Annotated in this window: 13 protein-coding genes and 3 tRNA genes; 9 read left to right on the top strand and 7 right to left on the bottom strand. The window is 64.9% G+C overall.

Annotated elements, in window-relative coordinates:
• The first annotated feature begins 83 nt into the window (after window positions 1-83).
• Complete coding sequence (locus ACOGI7_RS01700; RefSeq protein ID WP_419850202.1) at window positions 84-2,327, top strand: choice-of-anchor R domain-containing protein; 2,244 nt, start codon at window positions 84-86, stop codon at window positions 2,325-2,327.
• A gap of 39 nt (window positions 2,328-2,366) precedes the next feature.
• Here the strand turns inward: ACOGI7_RS01700 and ACOGI7_RS01695 are convergent, their stop codons facing one another.
• On the bottom strand, window positions 2,367-3,053 hold the full coding sequence (locus ACOGI7_RS01695; protein WP_419850201.1) for a hypothetical protein: 687 nt from the start codon (window positions 3,051-3,053) through the stop codon (window positions 2,367-2,369).
• Complete coding sequence (locus tag ACOGI7_RS01690) at window positions 3,050-3,424, bottom strand: hypothetical protein (protein WP_419850200.1); 375 nt, start codon at window positions 3,422-3,424, stop codon at window positions 3,050-3,052. Before ACOGI7_RS01690 ends, ACOGI7_RS01695 begins: the two co-directional genes overlap by 4 nt.
• A 355-nt stretch (window positions 3,425-3,779) precedes the next feature.
• Between ACOGI7_RS01690 and ACOGI7_RS01685 the strand changes: the two genes are divergently transcribed.
• From ACOGI7_RS01685 to ACOGI7_RS01675, 3 genes are all read left to right on the top strand, one after another.
• Window positions 3,780-6,782 carry a fibronectin type III domain-containing protein gene (locus ACOGI7_RS01685; RefSeq protein WP_419850199.1) on the top strand — a complete coding sequence of 1,001 codons (3,003 nt, stop codon included), beginning with the start codon at window positions 3,780-3,782 and terminating at the stop codon, window positions 6,780-6,782.
• A gap of 99 nt (window positions 6,783-6,881) precedes the next feature.
• On the top strand, window positions 6,882-7,208 hold the full coding sequence (locus tag ACOGI7_RS01680; protein ID WP_419850198.1) for a hypothetical protein: 327 nt from the start codon (window positions 6,882-6,884) through the stop codon (window positions 7,206-7,208).
• 346 nt (window positions 7,209-7,554) lie between these two features.
• Window positions 7,555-9,288, top strand: coding sequence for a fibronectin type III domain-containing protein (locus ACOGI7_RS01675; RefSeq protein WP_419850197.1), 1,734 nt, complete (start codon window positions 7,555-7,557; stop codon window positions 9,286-9,288).
• A 50-nt stretch (window positions 9,289-9,338) separates the two neighbouring features.
• On the opposite strand, the gene ACOGI7_RS01670 is transcribed toward ACOGI7_RS01675, so the two are convergent.
• The 5 genes from ACOGI7_RS01670 to ACOGI7_RS01650 all read right to left on the bottom strand — a co-directional run bounded on the left by ACOGI7_RS01670 (window position 9,339) and on the right by ACOGI7_RS01650 (window position 13,453).
• Complete coding sequence (locus tag ACOGI7_RS01670; RefSeq protein ID WP_419850196.1) at window positions 9,339-10,193, bottom strand: hypothetical protein; 855 nt, start codon at window positions 10,191-10,193, stop codon at window positions 9,339-9,341.
• A gap of 17 nt (window positions 10,194-10,210) precedes the next feature.
• Window positions 10,211-11,035: a hypothetical protein gene (locus ACOGI7_RS01665; RefSeq protein WP_419850195.1), complete on the bottom strand. Its 825-nt coding sequence runs from the start codon at window positions 11,033-11,035 to the stop codon at window positions 10,211-10,213.
• 45 nt (window positions 11,036-11,080) lie between these two features.
• Window positions 11,081-11,797, bottom strand: coding sequence for a hypothetical protein (locus tag ACOGI7_RS01660; RefSeq protein ID WP_419850194.1), 717 nt, complete (start codon window positions 11,795-11,797; stop codon window positions 11,081-11,083).
• 346 nt (window positions 11,798-12,143) lie between these two features.
• Window positions 12,144-13,322 carry an ATP-binding protein gene (locus ACOGI7_RS01655; protein WP_419850193.1) on the bottom strand — a complete coding sequence of 393 codons (1,179 nt, stop codon included), beginning with the start codon at window positions 13,320-13,322 and terminating at the stop codon, window positions 12,144-12,146.
• Window positions 13,323-13,378: 56 nt separating this feature from the next.
• A tRNA-Arg gene (locus ACOGI7_RS01650) sits at window positions 13,379-13,453 on the bottom strand.
• A gap of 85 nt (window positions 13,454-13,538) precedes the next feature.
• Between ACOGI7_RS01650 and ACOGI7_RS01645 the strand changes: the two genes are divergently transcribed.
• The 5 genes from ACOGI7_RS01645 to ACOGI7_RS01625 all read left to right on the top strand — a co-directional run bounded on the left by ACOGI7_RS01645 (window position 13,539) and on the right by ACOGI7_RS01625 (window position 16,135).
• Window positions 13,539-14,480, top strand: coding sequence for a haloalkane dehalogenase (locus ACOGI7_RS01645; protein WP_419850192.1), 942 nt, complete (start codon window positions 13,539-13,541; stop codon window positions 14,478-14,480).
• Window positions 14,481-14,552: 72 nt separating this feature from the next.
• Window positions 14,553-14,630: transfer RNA gene (locus ACOGI7_RS01640), tRNA-His, on the top strand.
• A 4-nt stretch (window positions 14,631-14,634) separates the two neighbouring features.
• Window positions 14,635-14,708: transfer RNA gene (locus ACOGI7_RS01635), tRNA-Lys, on the top strand.
• Between the two features lie 114 nt (window positions 14,709-14,822).
• Window positions 14,823-15,524 (top strand): corrinoid protein, encoded by a 702-nt coding sequence (locus tag ACOGI7_RS01630; RefSeq protein WP_419850191.1) that lies wholly within the window; start codon window positions 14,823-14,825, stop codon window positions 15,522-15,524.
• A 2-nt stretch (window positions 15,525-15,526) separates the two neighbouring features.
• Complete coding sequence (locus ACOGI7_RS01625; RefSeq protein WP_419850190.1) at window positions 15,527-16,135, top strand: DUF1638 domain-containing protein; 609 nt, start codon at window positions 15,527-15,529, stop codon at window positions 16,133-16,135.
• Window positions 16,136-16,153: the final 18 nt, after the last annotated feature.

Here is a 16,153-nt window from a genome sequence, read left to right as displayed (position 1 = left end):
GAAGGAGCCCCGGCAAGAAGCCCGCATTTTCTCGGCTGCTGCTGACCGCCTTCCTAGTCGCCGCTCTGGCGGCGTCTCTCGTCGTGGTGGCGCCGCCCTCCGGCTCGGCGCAGGACACGGCGCTGGTGAGCAATACGGGGCAGTCGGGCACGACGTTCACCCGTACTTCTCGTTCTGTACCGGCCCAGGGGTTCAGGGCGGGCAGCCACTCCGAGGGCTACACGCTGTCGAGCATTGGGGTTGTCCTAGGCTCGAGTGCGACTGCCGACCAGGCTGCGAAGCTTCGGGTTGAGTTGTGGTCGGCAGCGACGGGCGGCGGGCCGGACTCGAAGGTGGTGAGCCTTACGGTCCCGTCGGGGGCTCTGTCAGCGGGCACGGTGTCGTTCGCCGCGCCGGCAGACACCACGCTCTCGGCGAACACGGACTACTTCGTGGTGGTCTACACCACCGACGCCACCAATCTCAGGCCGAGCGTGACCAATTCCGACAACGAGGACGCCGGGGCCGCAGCCGGCTGGTCGATAGCGAACAGACGGCATTTCCAGTCGAGCCGCAACGAGCCGGACGACTCCGCTTCTTGGAGCACGAGCAACAACGCCATGCGCATAGCTGTGTACGCCGAGGAGTATGTGCCGCCGCGGGAGGATTTCGGGATCAGTTTCCGATCGGAGACGGAGACGACAGTGACCGTCAACGGCGACACGGTGATTGCGGCGGCCTATAGCGTGGCCGAGGGCGACACGGTCACTGTCGAATTGGGCTTGCCCGAGGCCCAAACTGAGGCTGTCCGCTTCCAGATGGTGCCGGACTATGACAGCGTGGCCGATTTCTACACCGACTACAGCTTGGGCGAGTGCCCGATGCTCGATCCGAATGACGACTCGATCACCGACGAGGAGCGGGCGGAGGCGGCGAATTGCCGGTTCGGCGTGGGGTATGTGATTGCGGAGATCCCGGCGGGGGAGACCTCGTTCACCTATGAGATCCGCACCGAGGACGACGAGGAGGCCGAGGGCGACGAGAGCTTCACGCTGAACATCTTCCCGATGAGCTACAACGCCAAGCGGGGTGTGGTGCCCAAGGCGGTGGTCACCATTGTGGACAATGACATGGCCGCGGAACCCGGGGTGGTGGTAACCCTCCCGGACATAGTGGTGGACGGCGTCACCCAGACCGCGGACAAGGTGCACACCACCGAGGGTTCCAGCGGCTCCTACACCATCGTGCTGGCCTCGCAGCCCGAGAGCTGGGTGCGGATCTATCCCGAGAGCGCCATGGAGTGCAAGGTTCGCACCAAATACCCCGCCGGCACCCAGTCCCGCGGCTATGTGGAGTTCACCCCGCGCAACTGGGACGTGCCCCAAACGGTGTACGCGCGCGCCGAACTCGACGACGACGCCGCCGATGAGGAAGTCGTCATCACCCACCGGCTCGAGGCACCATTTTCCCCCAGGTACCAAAGAGTCGACAGGGACCCGGTGACCAACGAGCCGCTGGCCGTACACCCGGACACCAAGGTGCCGGTGGGCGTGGACCTGGTGACCATCGACCCGGTGACCGTGGCGGTGGCCGACAAGCACCTGGCGGGCGTGATGGTGGTGACCGACCTGGACCCGGAGGTGGTGGAAGCCACCGACCTGGATCTGATCAAGGGGTCGACGGCCAGCAACATCGTCTACCCGGCGACCGACCCCACCCCGGTCTACGGGGAGAGTCCCGACGACTGCTACGACTACGACGCAACCCACACGGTGACCGTCACGGCCTCAAGCAGCGACCCCGCGGTCGCTGTGGTGAGCCCGGCGTCGTTCACGTTCGGCCCCAACGCCGACTACAGCCCCAAGACCTTCACCATTACCGCCGAGGGAACCGGAACCGCCACCATCACCTACACAGTGTCCGGCTCCGACCCCGCCTACGGGTCGGTCAGCGACTACACCTTCGAGGTCACGGTGCCTGCGCCGCCCCAGGTGAACCAGGCCCCGCCGTCGAGCCCGCAAGAAGAAAACCCGGTCGGGGTGGTGTTCCGCCCCGACCCCAAGCTGCCCGGCCCGGTGACAGACGTGGAGCTTACGGCAACGTCCGACGGCCTGACCGTCAGCTGGGGCGCCCCCGACACCGGGGCGTCCCCCACCGGCTATGTCGTACACGTCAAGCCCATGGACGGCACCAAGGGCAAGATCAAACGGCCGAAGGCGAAGAAAACCGAAGTCACCTTCGGAGGCCTGGAGCCAGGCCAGTCCTACCAGGTCTCCGTGCGGGCGAAGAACTCACACGGCAAAGGCCCCAGAACCTACACCACCACCATCACCCTCCCCCGCACCTGATCCGAACAAAGTTCTTGAGCCCTAGTTGAACTGGACCACCTAGGGCTGGATGCGTTGTCTTGCCCGACGGCGTTCCAGTGCGCCGACGAGTTGATCTGCAAGGCTATGTTCGCCGATCTCGCGCAACTGACCGTCGAGTTCTGGGCGCGACCTCGGAAATATGTGAGCTCGACTCAGTGCAGCCCGGCAAGTGTGAGTCAAGCTCGACAGCTGCAATTCATCAGCGGCGTCTTCGTCTCCAGCCTCGCGTAACTCCATCGAAAGGAACTTGGCCTTCTCAGCCCGTGAACAGGCCTCAGACACTGAAGGCAGGGAGAGGCGGTCGTTCCATTCTGCTCTGAGGTTTGTCCACCAACAGCCCCGCTCAAACAGAATCCGGCCGTATCGAACGGTCCACGACAGGTAATCGTGGCCTTCTGCCAGTTTCTGTGTGACTTCGGCTTCTTCGTATCCGCGAAGATCTATTGAGATCGGAGGCCTCGGCAGTGCCGGACGGCATTTCTGGTACACATACACCAGATCCAGGTCCTCGCTGAATTCGACATCGCGAACAGAAGATCCGGTGGCAACGATGGCTTCAATGGTCTCATCAGCCATCGCCTGCTTGATGGCGCCGAGTGTCCAATCTCGCGCAGCATCATCGGGCCACCTCTGCACGGCGGTTAACCAATCAGTCGATACCTCTGGGGCGTCTGCCATCTTTTCTGCCGCCAACTGCCGTGTCATTGCGTGAGGAACCTGTTCACGGCTTCGACGTATTCGTCAATTTCAGCAGCAACGTCTTGAGGATCGAGATTTTCGGGCGGATCAATGTCTCCGTAAGCCTCGTGTTTGCGCATTTCGTTCAGGTCAAACAGCAAATCCCCGATATCTGGCAGGCCATGCTCCGAGGCAAACTGTCGAGCGTCCTGCGCCTTCTGGGGATGGGTTCTGGGACGAGGAAGCCCCAAGTGCAATGCAACCGCGGCAACGCATGCTTCCAGGCAGTAAAAGCCGAATGTTGCGAGGATGGCCCAATCAGTCGGGTCATCCCACGAGGCAAGCACCCGCTCACGATGATTCAGGGCAATCTGAAAGGATTCTGCTGCTGTCTGCACGATCGGCGATTCTCGCTCTGGTTCTGTGAGTCCATGCCTGCCATCAATCTACTTGCTTCCGCTCGCGGAACGCACCATGCAGATAGCCGGCGAATGGGATCGCAAGCTCGAAGGAGTCCGTGCCGACAGCGCCGGCGTTGCCGTGCCACACAAAAGTCAATAGGTCAATCGCTCAATAGATTCAGCCTTGATATGCGTACTTCCTTGACCATTCTGAGTTCACATGCGACCTTGGTAGTGAAAACGGGGGTGTCATGTCGCAAAGACGAGGTCGATCAAAAGTAGCTTCGCTGTTTGACCGGAGCGTCCCCCCCCCCACCGATTTCGCCTCGTGAGAATCGACGGGGCTCCCGGCATGAGGTTCGCGTTCTCCTCGCCCCGCCCTCGGCCGCCGCTGGCCGTTTTCCTGGCCGCCGCGCTGGCGGCGTCGTCTGTGGTGGTGGCGCCGCCCACCGCCGCAGCCCAAGGCGACACCGGCACGCAGGTCGGCGCGCCGACGCTGGTGTCCAATGTGGGGATGAGCGACGGTCGCCGCACCCTCGGCACCGGCGACAGTGTGAGCGGCTCTTTTGTGCTGGCCCAGGGCTTCACGGCGGGAACCAGCTTCGCGGGCTACACGCTGGCGAGCATCGAGGCTCGCCTGATGAACGGGCTCGGCGCGGGACAGAGGGGCAAGCTCAGGGCTGAGCTGTGGTCGGCCGCATCGGGCGGCGGGCCGGGCTCGCGGCTGGCGGGCCTGACGGTTCCGGAGAGCCTGTCTGCGGGCAAGGTGTCCTTCGCGGCACCGGAGAACACCGCACTGGCCGCCAACACCACTTACTACCTCGTGCTGTACACCACCGACTTCACCACGGCCGACTTCATAGCGACACGGTCCACCGACGTAAACGCCGGGGCGGCAGCCGGCTGGTCCATCGAGGGCAGCCAGTACGGCAAGGCCGGCTCCAATCCCCAAGACCCCTCGAGCTGGACCAAGCACGATCCCCCCATCGTCGAAATCGCCGTGACGGGCACCATCGTGCCCACGGTGGCGCTGTCTTCTGGCGCCGTCCGCTCTGTGGGAGAGTCGGCGGGGTCGGTTGTGGTGACCGCGACTTTGAACGAGGCCGCCGGGGTGGATGGTGTGGAGGTGTCTTTGGCCAGGGCCGGCACCGCCACCGAGACGGCCGACTACACGCTGGCCGCCACGATCACCATCGCGCGAGACGCCACGACGGGCACCGCCACCCTGGCCGCGGTGGGCGACGACGCAGTCGAGGCCCACGAGACGGTGGTGCTCACCGCGTCGGCCCAGGGGTTCGCCGCGGGCCCGGCCCTGACGGTGACGATCACCGACGACGACACCGCGGCCAAGCCGACGGGTGTGACGGTGACCGCCGCCGACACGGCGCTGGGCCTGTCGTGGACCGCCCCGGACGGCGTGCTGTCGGGCTATGACGTGCACTACACCTCTGCGCCCACGACCGGCAACGGCGCGGTCACCGACACCGCCGCGGTGAGGGCCGGCGCCGCCGCTTCGGGCTGGGTGGACGCCTCCCACACCCGCACCGCCGCGTCGCACTCGATCACCGGCTTGGACAACGGCACCGAGTACCGGGTGCGGATACGCGCGCAGAGCGCGGCGGGGGCGGGCGCATGGGCGTTCGACACCGGCACCCCCCTCGGGCAGGCAGGCGGGGTCAGTTTCCAGTCGGAGACCGAGACGACTGTGACGGTCGACGGCGATACGGTGGTTGCGGCGGCCTACAGCGTGGCCGAGGGCGACACGGTGACTGTGGAGTTGGGCTTGGCCGAGGCTTTGACCGAGGCTGTCCGCTTCCAGTTGAGGCCGGATTATGACAGCGTCGCCGATTTCTACACCGATTACAGCTTGGGCGAGTGTCCGCAGCTTGATCCGAATGACGACTCGATCAGCGACGAGGAGCGGGAAGAGGCGGCCAACTGCAAATTCGGCGTCGGATATCTGATAGTGGAGATCCCCGCGGGGGAGACCTCGTTCACCTACGACATCCGTACCGAGGACGACGATGAGGCGGAGGGCGACGAGAGCTTCACGCTGAAAATGTTCCCGATGAGCTGGAACGCTCAAAGAGGTGACATCCCCGAGGCGGTGGTCACCATTGTGGACAATGACGTGGCCGCGGAGCCCGGGGTGGTGGTGACCCTCCCGGACATAGTGGTGGACGGCGTGAGCCAGACGGCGGACAAGGTGCACACCACCGAGGGCTCCAGCGGCTCCTACACGATCGTGCTGAGCTCGCAGCCCGAGAGCTGGGTGCGGATCTACCCCGACAGCGCCATGCCCTGTCGGGTTCGGACCCATTTCCCCGCCGGCACCCAGTCGCGAGGTTTCGTGGAGTTCACTCCGAGGAACTGGGACGTGCCCCAAACGGTGTGGGCGCGCGCCGAGCTCGACGACGACGCCGCCGATGAGGAGGTGGTGATCACCCACCGGCTCGAGGCGCCGTTTTCCCCCGGCTACCAAAGAGTCGACCGGGACCCGGTGACCAACGAGCCGCTGGCCGTGGACCCCTACACCAAGGTGCCGGTGGGCGTGGACCTGGTGACCATCGACCCGGTGACCGTGGCGGTGGCCGACAAGCACCTGGCGGGCGTGATGGTGGTGACCGACCTGGACCCGGAGGTGGTTACCGCCACCGACCTGGAGCTGAGTCAAGGAGCGACAGCCGGCAACATCGTCTACCCGGCGACCGACCCCGCCCCGGTCTACGGGGCCAGCCCCGACGACTGCTACGACTACGACCAAACCCACACGGTGACCGTCACGGCCTCAAGCAGCGACCCCGCCGTCGCCACAGTCAGCCCGGCGTCAGCCACGTTCGGCCCCAACGCCGACTACAGCCCCAAGACCTTCACCATTACCGCGGTGGGCGCCGGAACCGCCACCATCGCCTACACAGTGTCCGGCTCCGACCCCGGCTACACCGGCGGGTCGGTCAGCGACTACACCTTCGAGGTCACAGTGCCCGCGCCGCCCCAGGTGAACCAGGCCCCGCCGTCGAGCCCGCAAGAAGAAAACCCGGTCGGGGTGGTGTTCCGCCCCGACCCGAAGCTCCCCGGCCCGGTGGTAGACGTGGAGCTGTCGGCAACGTCCTACGGCCTGACCGTCAGCTGGGGTGCCCCCGACACCGGGGCGTCCCCCACCGGCTATGTCGTACACGTCAAGCCCATGGACGGCACCAAGGGCAAGATCAAACGGCCGAAGGCGAAGAAAACCGAAGTCACCTTCGGAGGCCTGGAGCCAGGCCAGTCCTACCAGGTCTCCGTGCGGGCGAAGAACTCACACGGCAAAGGCCCCAGAACCTACACCACCACCATCACCCTCCCCCGCACCTGAGGAGCGAACGGAAGCTCCCCGGATTTTATGCAGACTGCGCAATAGCCGGGGAGGTTCAGTTTTGCGTGGCCGGTCTGGTGAGGGGCGTAGAATACTGCCATGGAAACTCGGGCGAGGCCTTTGAGCCGGATGCCGGTGTCGATTCCCGACGACATGGAGAATCGGGGACTGGCGAAGGCGTCGGGGGTGGTGAGGCTGCCGGCGCATATCGCGTGGAGCCCGCCCTACACCTACGACCTCGGCAACCGTCGAAGCCTGCGGCGCTGCTATGCGCGGGTCATGACCGAGGGGCTCGACGACGATGTGCGCAGGTTCATAGACCTCGATGTGCTGGTGGAGGTTTGGGACGATCTGTATCTGTCCCCGCATGTACGCGAGGCGTGGGGACGCTGGCTCGCCCAACGGGGGCTCGTCGCTGCCCCGTAATGCTCACCGATCTTCAAACGTCTACACCTCAGACTATTCGCAGCTGCGGGCCTTCGTCGCCACAGCCCGCACCCGGCTCTCAGACCTGGTCAAACGGCGCCCCTGACCGCCTTGTTAGCCGGCGGCGGCAAGTGGACCAAGTTCGAGATCACCACTGTTGCAGGGTCATACAAAAATCAATAGGTCAATTGCTCGACGTACTCAGAATCAATAGGCTTCTTCGCTAAACTGCCCGGCAATCACACGTGATTTCTGGTGGGAAAGGCAGGGTGTCATGCCGCAAGGACGAAGTCGAAGAACAGAGGCTGCGCGGCCTGACGGGAGCGGCAATCCCCCCCCCCCCCCCATGCGTTTTAGTTCGGCCCGCGGGCTTTCCTCGCTCTTAGTCATTCGGCTGTGGCTAGTTGCCGCTGCGCTGGCGGTGCTGGCGGTCTTGCTCGCCCACGATGCCCCACCCGCCCAAGCGCAGGGACTCCCCGCGCCCGACACCAACCAGATGCAACTGATGCACCTGGGCTTCTATCTGTGGTGGGATGAGTCGCCGGGAGCGACCGGCTACGACATCCAGATCAGTTCGCAAAGCGGCGGCACTTGGGGCCAGTGGACCGACGTCTCCTACAGCGGCACCGCGCAGCCCGCGATCGTCACCGGGCTGACCCACGCCACCAACTATCGGTGGCGCATCCGGGCGACCAAGGGCGGTACGCAAAGCGCGTGGACTACGCCCATCGGTGACAGCCGCGACACCAGAACCGCGACCCTCTTCAGCATAGACAAAGCCAATCCGCCCATCCTGCACTCGGCCGTGGCCGGACCCGGACAGGTGACGGTCACCTGGGAGGCCGGACCCGAGGTCAGGGGGATCACTGTGGCCGGATACGCGGTGAGATACCGCTGGGAAAACGAGCAGGGCGAGTGGACCTCTCGGTCCACAGATGTCGTCGACGCCGACACGACGACCCTCGTGGTGACCGGGCTCACCCCAGGCGTTGAGTACCAATTGTGGGTCCACGCGTATGTCGGCAACGTGCGCGGGGCCGGTTCAAGGGTCCTTCAGGCCGTTCCGCAGATGGGCTCCACGACCGACAACCCAGGCCGATGCCATTTTGCATTTGCAGGGGCCACGCCTCCCGGTCTGCCCGTGATCACCAGCTTCACGCCAACCCACAACAGCATCACCCTGCGCTGGAATTCGCCCACCTACGGCACACAGGCCTCCGGGAGGAAGGACATGATCACGAACTTCATCCTCTTGGTGACGGAGGCTGACAATTCAAACGGGCAAGTGTTGCACCCGATCGCCGAGGCGTATGAGCCCGCGAAGTACCAGCAGACGATCTCTGGCCTCTCGCCGACTACGACCTACCATGTGCGACTGAACGCCCGCACCATCACAGCCTGTTACAGCGGCTGGAGCTCAGTCCTAGTCACCACCACTGCCAATTCGGGCCAGCGAGGCCTGCGGCTCGGGGTGATCGAACGGCCACCGCAGGAGCAACAAACCCAGCAACAACAGGATCCGCCCAACCAGCAACAACAGGATCCGCCCAACCAGCAACAACAGGATCCGCCCAACCAGCAACAACAGGATCCGCCCAACCAGCAACAACAGGATCCGCCCAACCAGCAACAACAGGATCCGCCCAACCAGGCACCCGCTGTCTCTGCCGCTCTGGGCGATATCACTATCGCCCAGAGCGGCACACAGCAAGTGACCCTTTCCGGGGTGTTCAGCGATGCCGACGGCGACAGCCTGACCATCAGCGCTTCATCCGACGACGATGCCGTTGCCACGGTGTCGGTGGCGGCAGACCACTCCACGCTGACGGTGGAAGGAGTGGCCGAGGGAACGGCCACCATCACCGTTGCGGCCCACGACACCGACGGCAACCAGGCCATCGACGAGTTCGAAGTGACCGTCGACGCATCGCACCAGTCCGCCACCGTGGCCCGATACGACACCAACGACGACGGCGCCATCGACCCATCGGAATGGTGGCAGGCTACCGGGGACTACGCCGCCGAGAAGATCACCTACTCGGAGCTGCTGGAAGTCATCCGCGCTTATTTGGCCAGCTAAGCCCGGCCCGGACGCTCGACCGGCTTGCGCCAGCGCCGGCGATGCCCTGCCTAGTTGTCCTGGGTCCAGCCGGAGCCGAAGACGAAACCGTCGTAGCCGGCCACCCACACCCGCCGCGTCTCGGTGGCCACCCACTGGCCGTTCTCGTCGGCCTCGATGGCCGCTCCCAACATCTCCCCGACGTCTTGTCCGATCCTCGACGGGTCGGAGTGGGCCACGACCTTGCCGCCCGGGTCGCCGATGAAGGCGAACCACCTGCCGTCCACGGTCTCGGCGGTGTTGTAATAGTCGACGGCCGCTTCCAAACCGGCGACGGCGCTGCCGGGGCCGGCGAAGTAGGCAACGGTTCCCTCCAGCCCCGACTCCCGGTACTTGTCCACCGCGATGGACACGAGTTGCTGCGTGAATGCGTCGGCGTCGATGTACCAGCCCGAGGCGAACAGCATCCCGTCGTGCCTGTCCACCCACACGTGCTTCAACTCGAAGCCGCCGGAACTGAAGCCGCCGTGTTCGGGGTTCTGGTACACATACGACACCCACTTGCCCTCTTCGGTGGCCGAGAGCATGTCGGCGCCGAACTCATAGCCGTTGACGTCGGTGCCCACCCATCCCTTGACGTCCAACCCCAGTCGCCCGGGATCGGGGTGTGCGATCACCAGATCGCCCTCGTCGATGATGAACACGTACCACTGGCCGTCGATGCTCTCGGCTCGGTTGTAGTGGGCGAGCGTGGCGTCGAGGCCTTGGTCTTCGTACCGGGCGATGGCGCTCTCCACGACATACTGCGTGTACTCGGCCGGGGCCGACTTGGGCGGGGCCGGCTCCGGATCACCGTTCCCGCAGGCGGCGACAAGGGCGGCCACCGCGGCCACCGCGGCAATGGCGATGAGGAGAGTTCGTCTCACGGCAGCAGCAGCGCGGGTTACAGGCCGCCGAATCCGCCGGCATACACCGTGCTGGAGAAAACGGCGCGGCTTCCGTTCTCATCCTCGGCCCAGTAGCGGACGGCCCATTGCTTCTGCGCCGACGCCGCCGGCGTTCCGCCGAGCTTGCGGGTTGCGGTGTCGAAGGTGATCCCGCTGGCCACCTCGGCCAACGGCCTATTCGAATCGCTATCCACCAGCCGATACGTGAGGGTCCCGGTGCCCCCCGACGCCGCCGGGAACTCGATCTTGCCGTCGTCGCCGGAGTCCCTCCAGGACCCCTGGTCGGCGTCGTATATGAAGAGCTTGCTGGAGAGGAAGGTCGTGGCCGCCTCGCCGAAGGCCACCGCCGGGTCGACGGTCACCTTGAAGGTGAGAGAAGCCGAGGCGGTGTCTTGCTCGACGACGGTGTCCGTGTTCTCGTCGTACACATAGGTGGTGACTTCGGCGGTGTAGGTGACGGTGACCGGCCCGTTGGTGGGCGCCTCGGGTGTGCCGTAGATCATGCGGCCGTGTGCTATGGACTGTGATGTGGAGAGCCCTGCGGGCAGGCCGGTGGTCGAGTAGGTCAAGTCGTATTCGAAGATGTCTCCGGTGTAGGTGACGGTGACTTCCGGGAGACCCTCGTCCACCCTGGCGCCCACGGTGTAGGCCTTGTCGGAAATGCTGGTGCCAGCCTTGAACTGCACAACGAGCCCGTTTCCCTGGCCCTGGGCCTTAGGCGCAGACACCAACAGGGTCAGCCCGGCAACGAGCGCAACGGCCGCAACCACGGCGACGCAGGCTCTCCCGGTTGTGATTGTGGTGGCCTTGGTTGCAGTCATCTGCTCGCCTCCTTGCTTCGTGCTTGGTTCGTGGGCCGGCGCGGGCTACAGGCCGCCCCAGCCGCCGGCATGTATGGCGAGGGAGTGGCCGGCGCGGCTGCCGTTCTCATCCTCGGCCCAGTAGCGGACGCCCCATTGCTTCTGCGCCGACGCCTCCGGCGTCCCACCGAGCTTGCGGGTCGTGGTGTTGAAGGTGATCCCGTTGGCCACGTCGGCCAGCGGCTGCTGCGACTTGTTGTGAATCAGCCGATACGTGATGGTCCCGGTGCCGCCCGACGCCTCCGGGAAGGTGATCGTGCCGTCAGCGCCGGCATCCCTCCAGCCCCCGTCGACCCACGTGATGATCTTGGAGTCGAGGAAGGTCGTGGCCGCCTCGCCGAAGGTCACCGCCGGGTTGACGGTGACCTTGAAGGTGAGAGAAGCCGAGCCGGAGAATACGTCCTCGGTGAGTTTGCTCTCGCTCAGGATGTACTCATCGATGTCGACGCTGGCGGTGTAGGTGACGGTGACCGCCTCGCTGGTGGCCGCCTCGGGGATGCCGCGGATCACGCGGTCGTGGTTCATGTAGAGCCCTGCGGGCAGGCCGGCGATCGAGTAGGTCACCTCGCGGGGGTAGATGGTGTCCCCCGGCTCCGGCGTGGTGATGGTGACTTTCGGCAGCGTGGGAAGCCCCTGGTCGAAGGCGCTGGTGAACTCCTGGTTCACCCTGGCCCCTGCGGTATAGGTCTTGTCGGAGATCGTGGTGCCAGTCTGGAACTCCACGGTGAATCGCTCATCTCCCTGGCCGTGGGCCGAAGGCGCAGAAGAGAACAGGGTGAGCGCAGCAACAAGCGCTACGGCCGCAACGACAGCTAGGAGGGGGGGGGGGGGGGGGGGGGGGGGGGGGGGGGGAGGAAAGCTGTTCTGGCCGCTATCGGCGTTGGTCGAACGGTCTTGCCTGTAGACATCGCGCCCTCCGATTCCTCAGAGTCAATCACCTCTGTGACCGAGCGAATGGTACCAGATAAATCCTATGAAAACTACAGTATTTTGACTTCTATTTATATGAAAATACGTACAGCAGTCGGGGTCTAGCTTGCTTCGATGTCGCTCATTGCTTGATTGAAGATCAGGGCCTCTCCCATTCCTCTTCTTGCAGCTGCGACCAGGGCACCAGTGTTCCCTGGTCGCGGGATTGGTGTTGGTCGCCTCCGTACACTGCGAACAGTTCGCAAGGGCGCTGGCCTTGGAGGTAGGCGGCCACCTTTTGAGCGGCGCCGAGGAACCTGGAGGAGGGTGTGCTGGCTGACTTTGCTTCTACCAATGTCAGCTTTTCGGGGTGCTCGATGACGAGGTCAACCTCGGTTCCGCTGCGGTCGCGGTAGAACGACAGGCTGCCGCTGCGGCCATGGTGGGTGCGCTGCTTGTAGATCTCAGAGACAACCCACGTCTCGAAAATCGGCCCTCTCAGCGGGTGCGACACAAGCTGCTCGGTAGTGCGGATGCCCAGAAGGTGGCAGGCGAGCCCGGTGTCGTAGAAGTGCAGCTTGGGCATCTTCACCAGCCGCTTGCGGAGATTGGTGTGGAAGGGGGGAAGCAAGAACACCACGAAGCTGGCTTCCAGGATGCTGAGCCATGCCTTCGCCGTGGGTTGCGACACCCCGCAGTCGTCAGCCAGGGATGAAAGATTGGCGAGCTGTGCGGTGCGGCCCGCGCAGAGCTGCACAAACCGGCCAAATGCCGAGAGGTCGCCCACATTGCGCAGCGTTCGCACGTCGCGCTCGATGTAGGTGGCGATGTAGGAGCCAATCCAGTCGGCTGGCTCGAGGCCGCGGTCGTAGATGCGGGGATAGCCGCCGGTGAAGAGCGTCCCCTCCAAACTCTGGGGGTAACGGGGGAAGCGGATCGCCTCTCCCCGGCTCAGCGGCAGCAGGTGGTGGACTTCGGTGCGGCCCGCCAGGGACTGGTTGACCGACTCCACCAGCGAGAAGTTTTGAGAGCCGGTGAGGATCCACTGCCCCGGCGTCGGATCGGCATCGATGAGACCCTGGAGATATGACGGCAAGTCCGGTGCCCGTTGGACCTCGTCGATGATCGCCCCTTGGGGGAACTGGGCCAGAAACGCCCGGGGGTCGTCGGTGGCGAACGAGCGCACATCGGGCGCTTCCAGGCTGACATAGGGATGCTCGGGGAACACCGCCTGGCAAAGGGTGGTCTTGCCGCTTTGGCGAGGACCGGTGAGCGTGACCGCCGGAGCAGTCTTCGCCGCCTTCTCCAACCTCGGAGCCAAGTCCCGAAATACCGTCACAGCCCGAAGCTTAGACGAGTTTGGCTGATTCAAAATTCAATTTTGAATCAGCCAAGCGCCCCCGGCAGGATTCGAACCTGCGGCCTGATGATTAGAAGTCACCTGCTCTGTCCGGACTGAGCTACAGGGGCGTGCTGGCGGGCTCGCCAGTCAATGTCGAGTGTATTGCGCTGTTGAGTTCGGGCCATGACAGGATTAGGCGAGGGAGGCAACGGGATGGGTGATGTTGAGGTGTTGACTACAGCGGGCGGTGTTGGGTTTGTGCGGACGCCGGATGAGCGGTTCTCGGGGATTGGGGATTATCCGTATGAGCCGGGCTATGTGGACGTTGATGGGCTGCGGATGGCTTATGTGGTGGATGAGCCGGTGGACGTGGGTGATGAGACGGGCACGGTTTTGCTGCTGCATGGGGAGCCGACTTGGGGGTACCTGTACCGCAAGATGATTCCGCCGCTGGTGGCGGGTGGGTACCGGGTGGTGGTGCCCGACCTGATCGGGTTCGGGCGTTCGGACAAGCCAGTGGAGCGGTCGGCCTATAGCTATGCCGGCCATGTGGCGTGGATGCGGGAGTTCTTGGCCGTCACCGCCGCCGAGCGGGGCGCCGGGCCGCTGCACTTGTTCGGCCAGGACTGGGGCGGGCTCATTGGGCTGCGGGTGGCCGCGGAGAACCCGGAACTGATCGACCGGCTGATCCTGGCCAACACCGGCTTGCCCGAGGGCCAGTCGCCGGGGGCGGGCTTCGAGTTCTGGCAGCAGTTCAGCCAAGACGTCGAGTTCCTCGACTGCGGACGGCTGGTGGACAACGCGACGGCAACCGAGGTGAGCGAGGCCGTCCAGGATGCCTACCGGGCACCGTTTCCCGACGAGCTCTACATGGCCGGTGCCCGCCACTTTCCGCTGCTGGTGCCGGTGTCCGCCGACGACCCCGCGGTTCCCGCTAACAAAGCGGCCTGGGAAGTGCTCGAGCGCTGGACCAAGCCGGTGCTCACCCTCTGGGCCCCCGACGACCCGGTCCTGGGCGGGGGCCAGGCGGTGTTCACCGAGCGGGTCCCCGGCGCGGCGGGCCAGCCCCACGACCAGTTCCGCCCGGCCAGCCACTTCATCCAAGAGGACCAGGGTCCCGCGCTAGCTGAGGCCATGGTTGCTTGGCTGTCCTGACCGAGCCTCCAGACGGGGGAGGCAAACGGTTTCCCCGTCTTTCAAGTCTGCCCCTAGACTGACTGAGCCGTGCGGGCCGTAGCTCAGTCAGGTTAGAGCGCCGGGTTGTGGTCCCGGAGGTCGGGGGTTCAAATCCCCTCGGTCCGCCCAACAAGCCCCTCTAGCTCAATTTGGCAGAGCAACGGACTCTTAATCCGCAGGTTCTGGGTTCAAGTCCCAGGGGGGGTACAACTCAGGCAAACGCCGTTTCTTCGTGCTACAGTGACACTGTTCCGCATTGCGGTACTGGTCCACAGTATGGAACCCGCCCTTGGGTCCAGCACCACAGAAGGAGTGTGTCGAATGACTGACACGCCCGAGATCGACGACATCGATCTGTCGAGTCTGAACGACGAAGACCTCTGTGCGCAGATGCACGACGATCTCTACGACGGCCTGGCCGAGGAGATCGATGAGGGCACCAGGATCTTGCTCGACCGGGGCTGGCCGGCCGACAAGGTGCTGGACGTGGCGCTGGTGGAGGGGATGCGCATCGTGGGCATCGATTTCCGCGACGGCATCCTGTTCGTGCCCGAGGTGCTGCTGGCCGCCAACGCCATGAAGGCGGGCATGGCCATCTTGCGGCCGCTTCTGGCTGAGACCGGCGCCGAGCCCATCGGCAGCGTGGTGATCGGCACGGTCAAGGGCGACATCCACGACATCGGCAAGAACCTGGTGGCCATGATGCTGGAGGGCGCGGGGTTCGAGGTAACCGACCTGGGCATCAACACCGACGTGGAGGAGTTCATCGCCGCCCTCGACGAGCACCAGCCCGACATCTTGGGCATGTCGGCGCTTCTCACCACCACCATGCCCTACATGAAGGTGGTCATCGACACCCTGGTGGAGAAGAGCCTGCGGGAGGACTTCATCGTGCTAGTGGGCGGCGCTCCCCTCAATGAGGAGTTCGGCGAGGCCATCGGCGCCGACGCCTATTGCCGCGACGCAGCGGTTGCCGCGGAGACCGCCAAGGAACTCGTAGCTGCCCGCCGAGCCGCGGTCTGACCATGTCCAAAGTGCTCGTGGTGGCCTGCGGGGCGCTGGCCAAGGAGTTGCGCCACCTCATCTCGGCCCTCGAGAACGAGGGGGGCGGCCCCGGCATCGACCTCGAGTGCCTGCCGGCCAAGCTGCACAACCGCCCGGAGCTGATCCCCGAGGCGGTGCGGGATCGGGTGCGGGCCGCCCGTGGCCGCTACCAGACCATCCTGGTGGGTTACGCCGACTGCGGCACCGGGGGCCTGCTCGACAAGGTGTGCCGAGAAGAAGGGGTGGAGCGCCTCCCTGGCCCCCACTGCTATGAGCTGTATGCCGGGACCGAGGGCTTTACCCATCTCCAAGAGGAGGAGCTGGGAACGCTGTACCTCACCGACTATCTGGTGCGGCATTTCGAACGCCTGATTCTGGAGGGGCTGGGCATCCTCGACCACCCCGAACTTCAAGACGTCTATTTCAAGAACTACACCCGGCTGGTGCACCTGTCTCAGGAGCCCGACCCCGAGCTGGATCGGTTGGCCCGACAAGCGGCCGACCGCCTGGGGCTGCGCTTCGAGAAGATGGCGACCGGCTATGGAGGTTTGGTCGATGCGCTGGTAGAGATCCGGGAGCGAGCCGCGTGAGTCGGCGGCGGGGGAGTA

This window comes from Candidatus Poriferisocius sp. (assembly GCF_965204145.1).
Lineage (GTDB): Bacteria > Actinomycetota > Acidimicrobiia > Acidimicrobiales > Bin134 > Poriferisocius.
This window is presented reverse-complemented; position numbering and strand designations above follow the sequence as displayed.

What these genes read in the sequence shown, in the direction of transcription:
- ACOGI7_RS01695 (WP_419850201.1), bottom strand. Translation starts at nt 3,053, where the DNA reads ATGACACGGCAGTTGGCGGCAGAAAAGATGGCAGACGCCCCAGAGGTA.
- ACOGI7_RS01685 (WP_419850199.1), top strand. Translation starts at nt 3,780, where the DNA reads ATGAGGTTCGCGTTCTCCTCGCCCCGCCCTCGGCCGCCGCTGGCCGTT.
- ACOGI7_RS01680 (WP_419850198.1), top strand. Translation starts at nt 6,882, where the DNA reads ATGGAAACTCGGGCGAGGCCTTTGAGCCGGATGCCGGTGTCGATTCCC.
- ACOGI7_RS01675 (WP_419850197.1), top strand. Translation starts at nt 7,555, where the DNA reads ATGCGTTTTAGTTCGGCCCGCGGGCTTTCCTCGCTCTTAGTCATTCGG.
- ACOGI7_RS01665 (WP_419850195.1), bottom strand. Translation starts at nt 11,035, where the DNA reads ATGACTGCAACCAAGGCCACCACAATCACAACCGGGAGAGCCTGCGTC.
- ACOGI7_RS01645 (WP_419850192.1), top strand. Translation starts at nt 13,539, where the DNA reads ATGGGTGATGTTGAGGTGTTGACTACAGCGGGCGGTGTTGGGTTTGTG.
- ACOGI7_RS01630 (WP_419850191.1), top strand. Translation starts at nt 14,823, where the DNA reads ATGACTGACACGCCCGAGATCGACGACATCGATCTGTCGAGTCTGAAC.
- ACOGI7_RS01625 (WP_419850190.1), top strand. Translation starts at nt 15,527, where the DNA reads ATGTCCAAAGTGCTCGTGGTGGCCTGCGGGGCGCTGGCCAAGGAGTTG.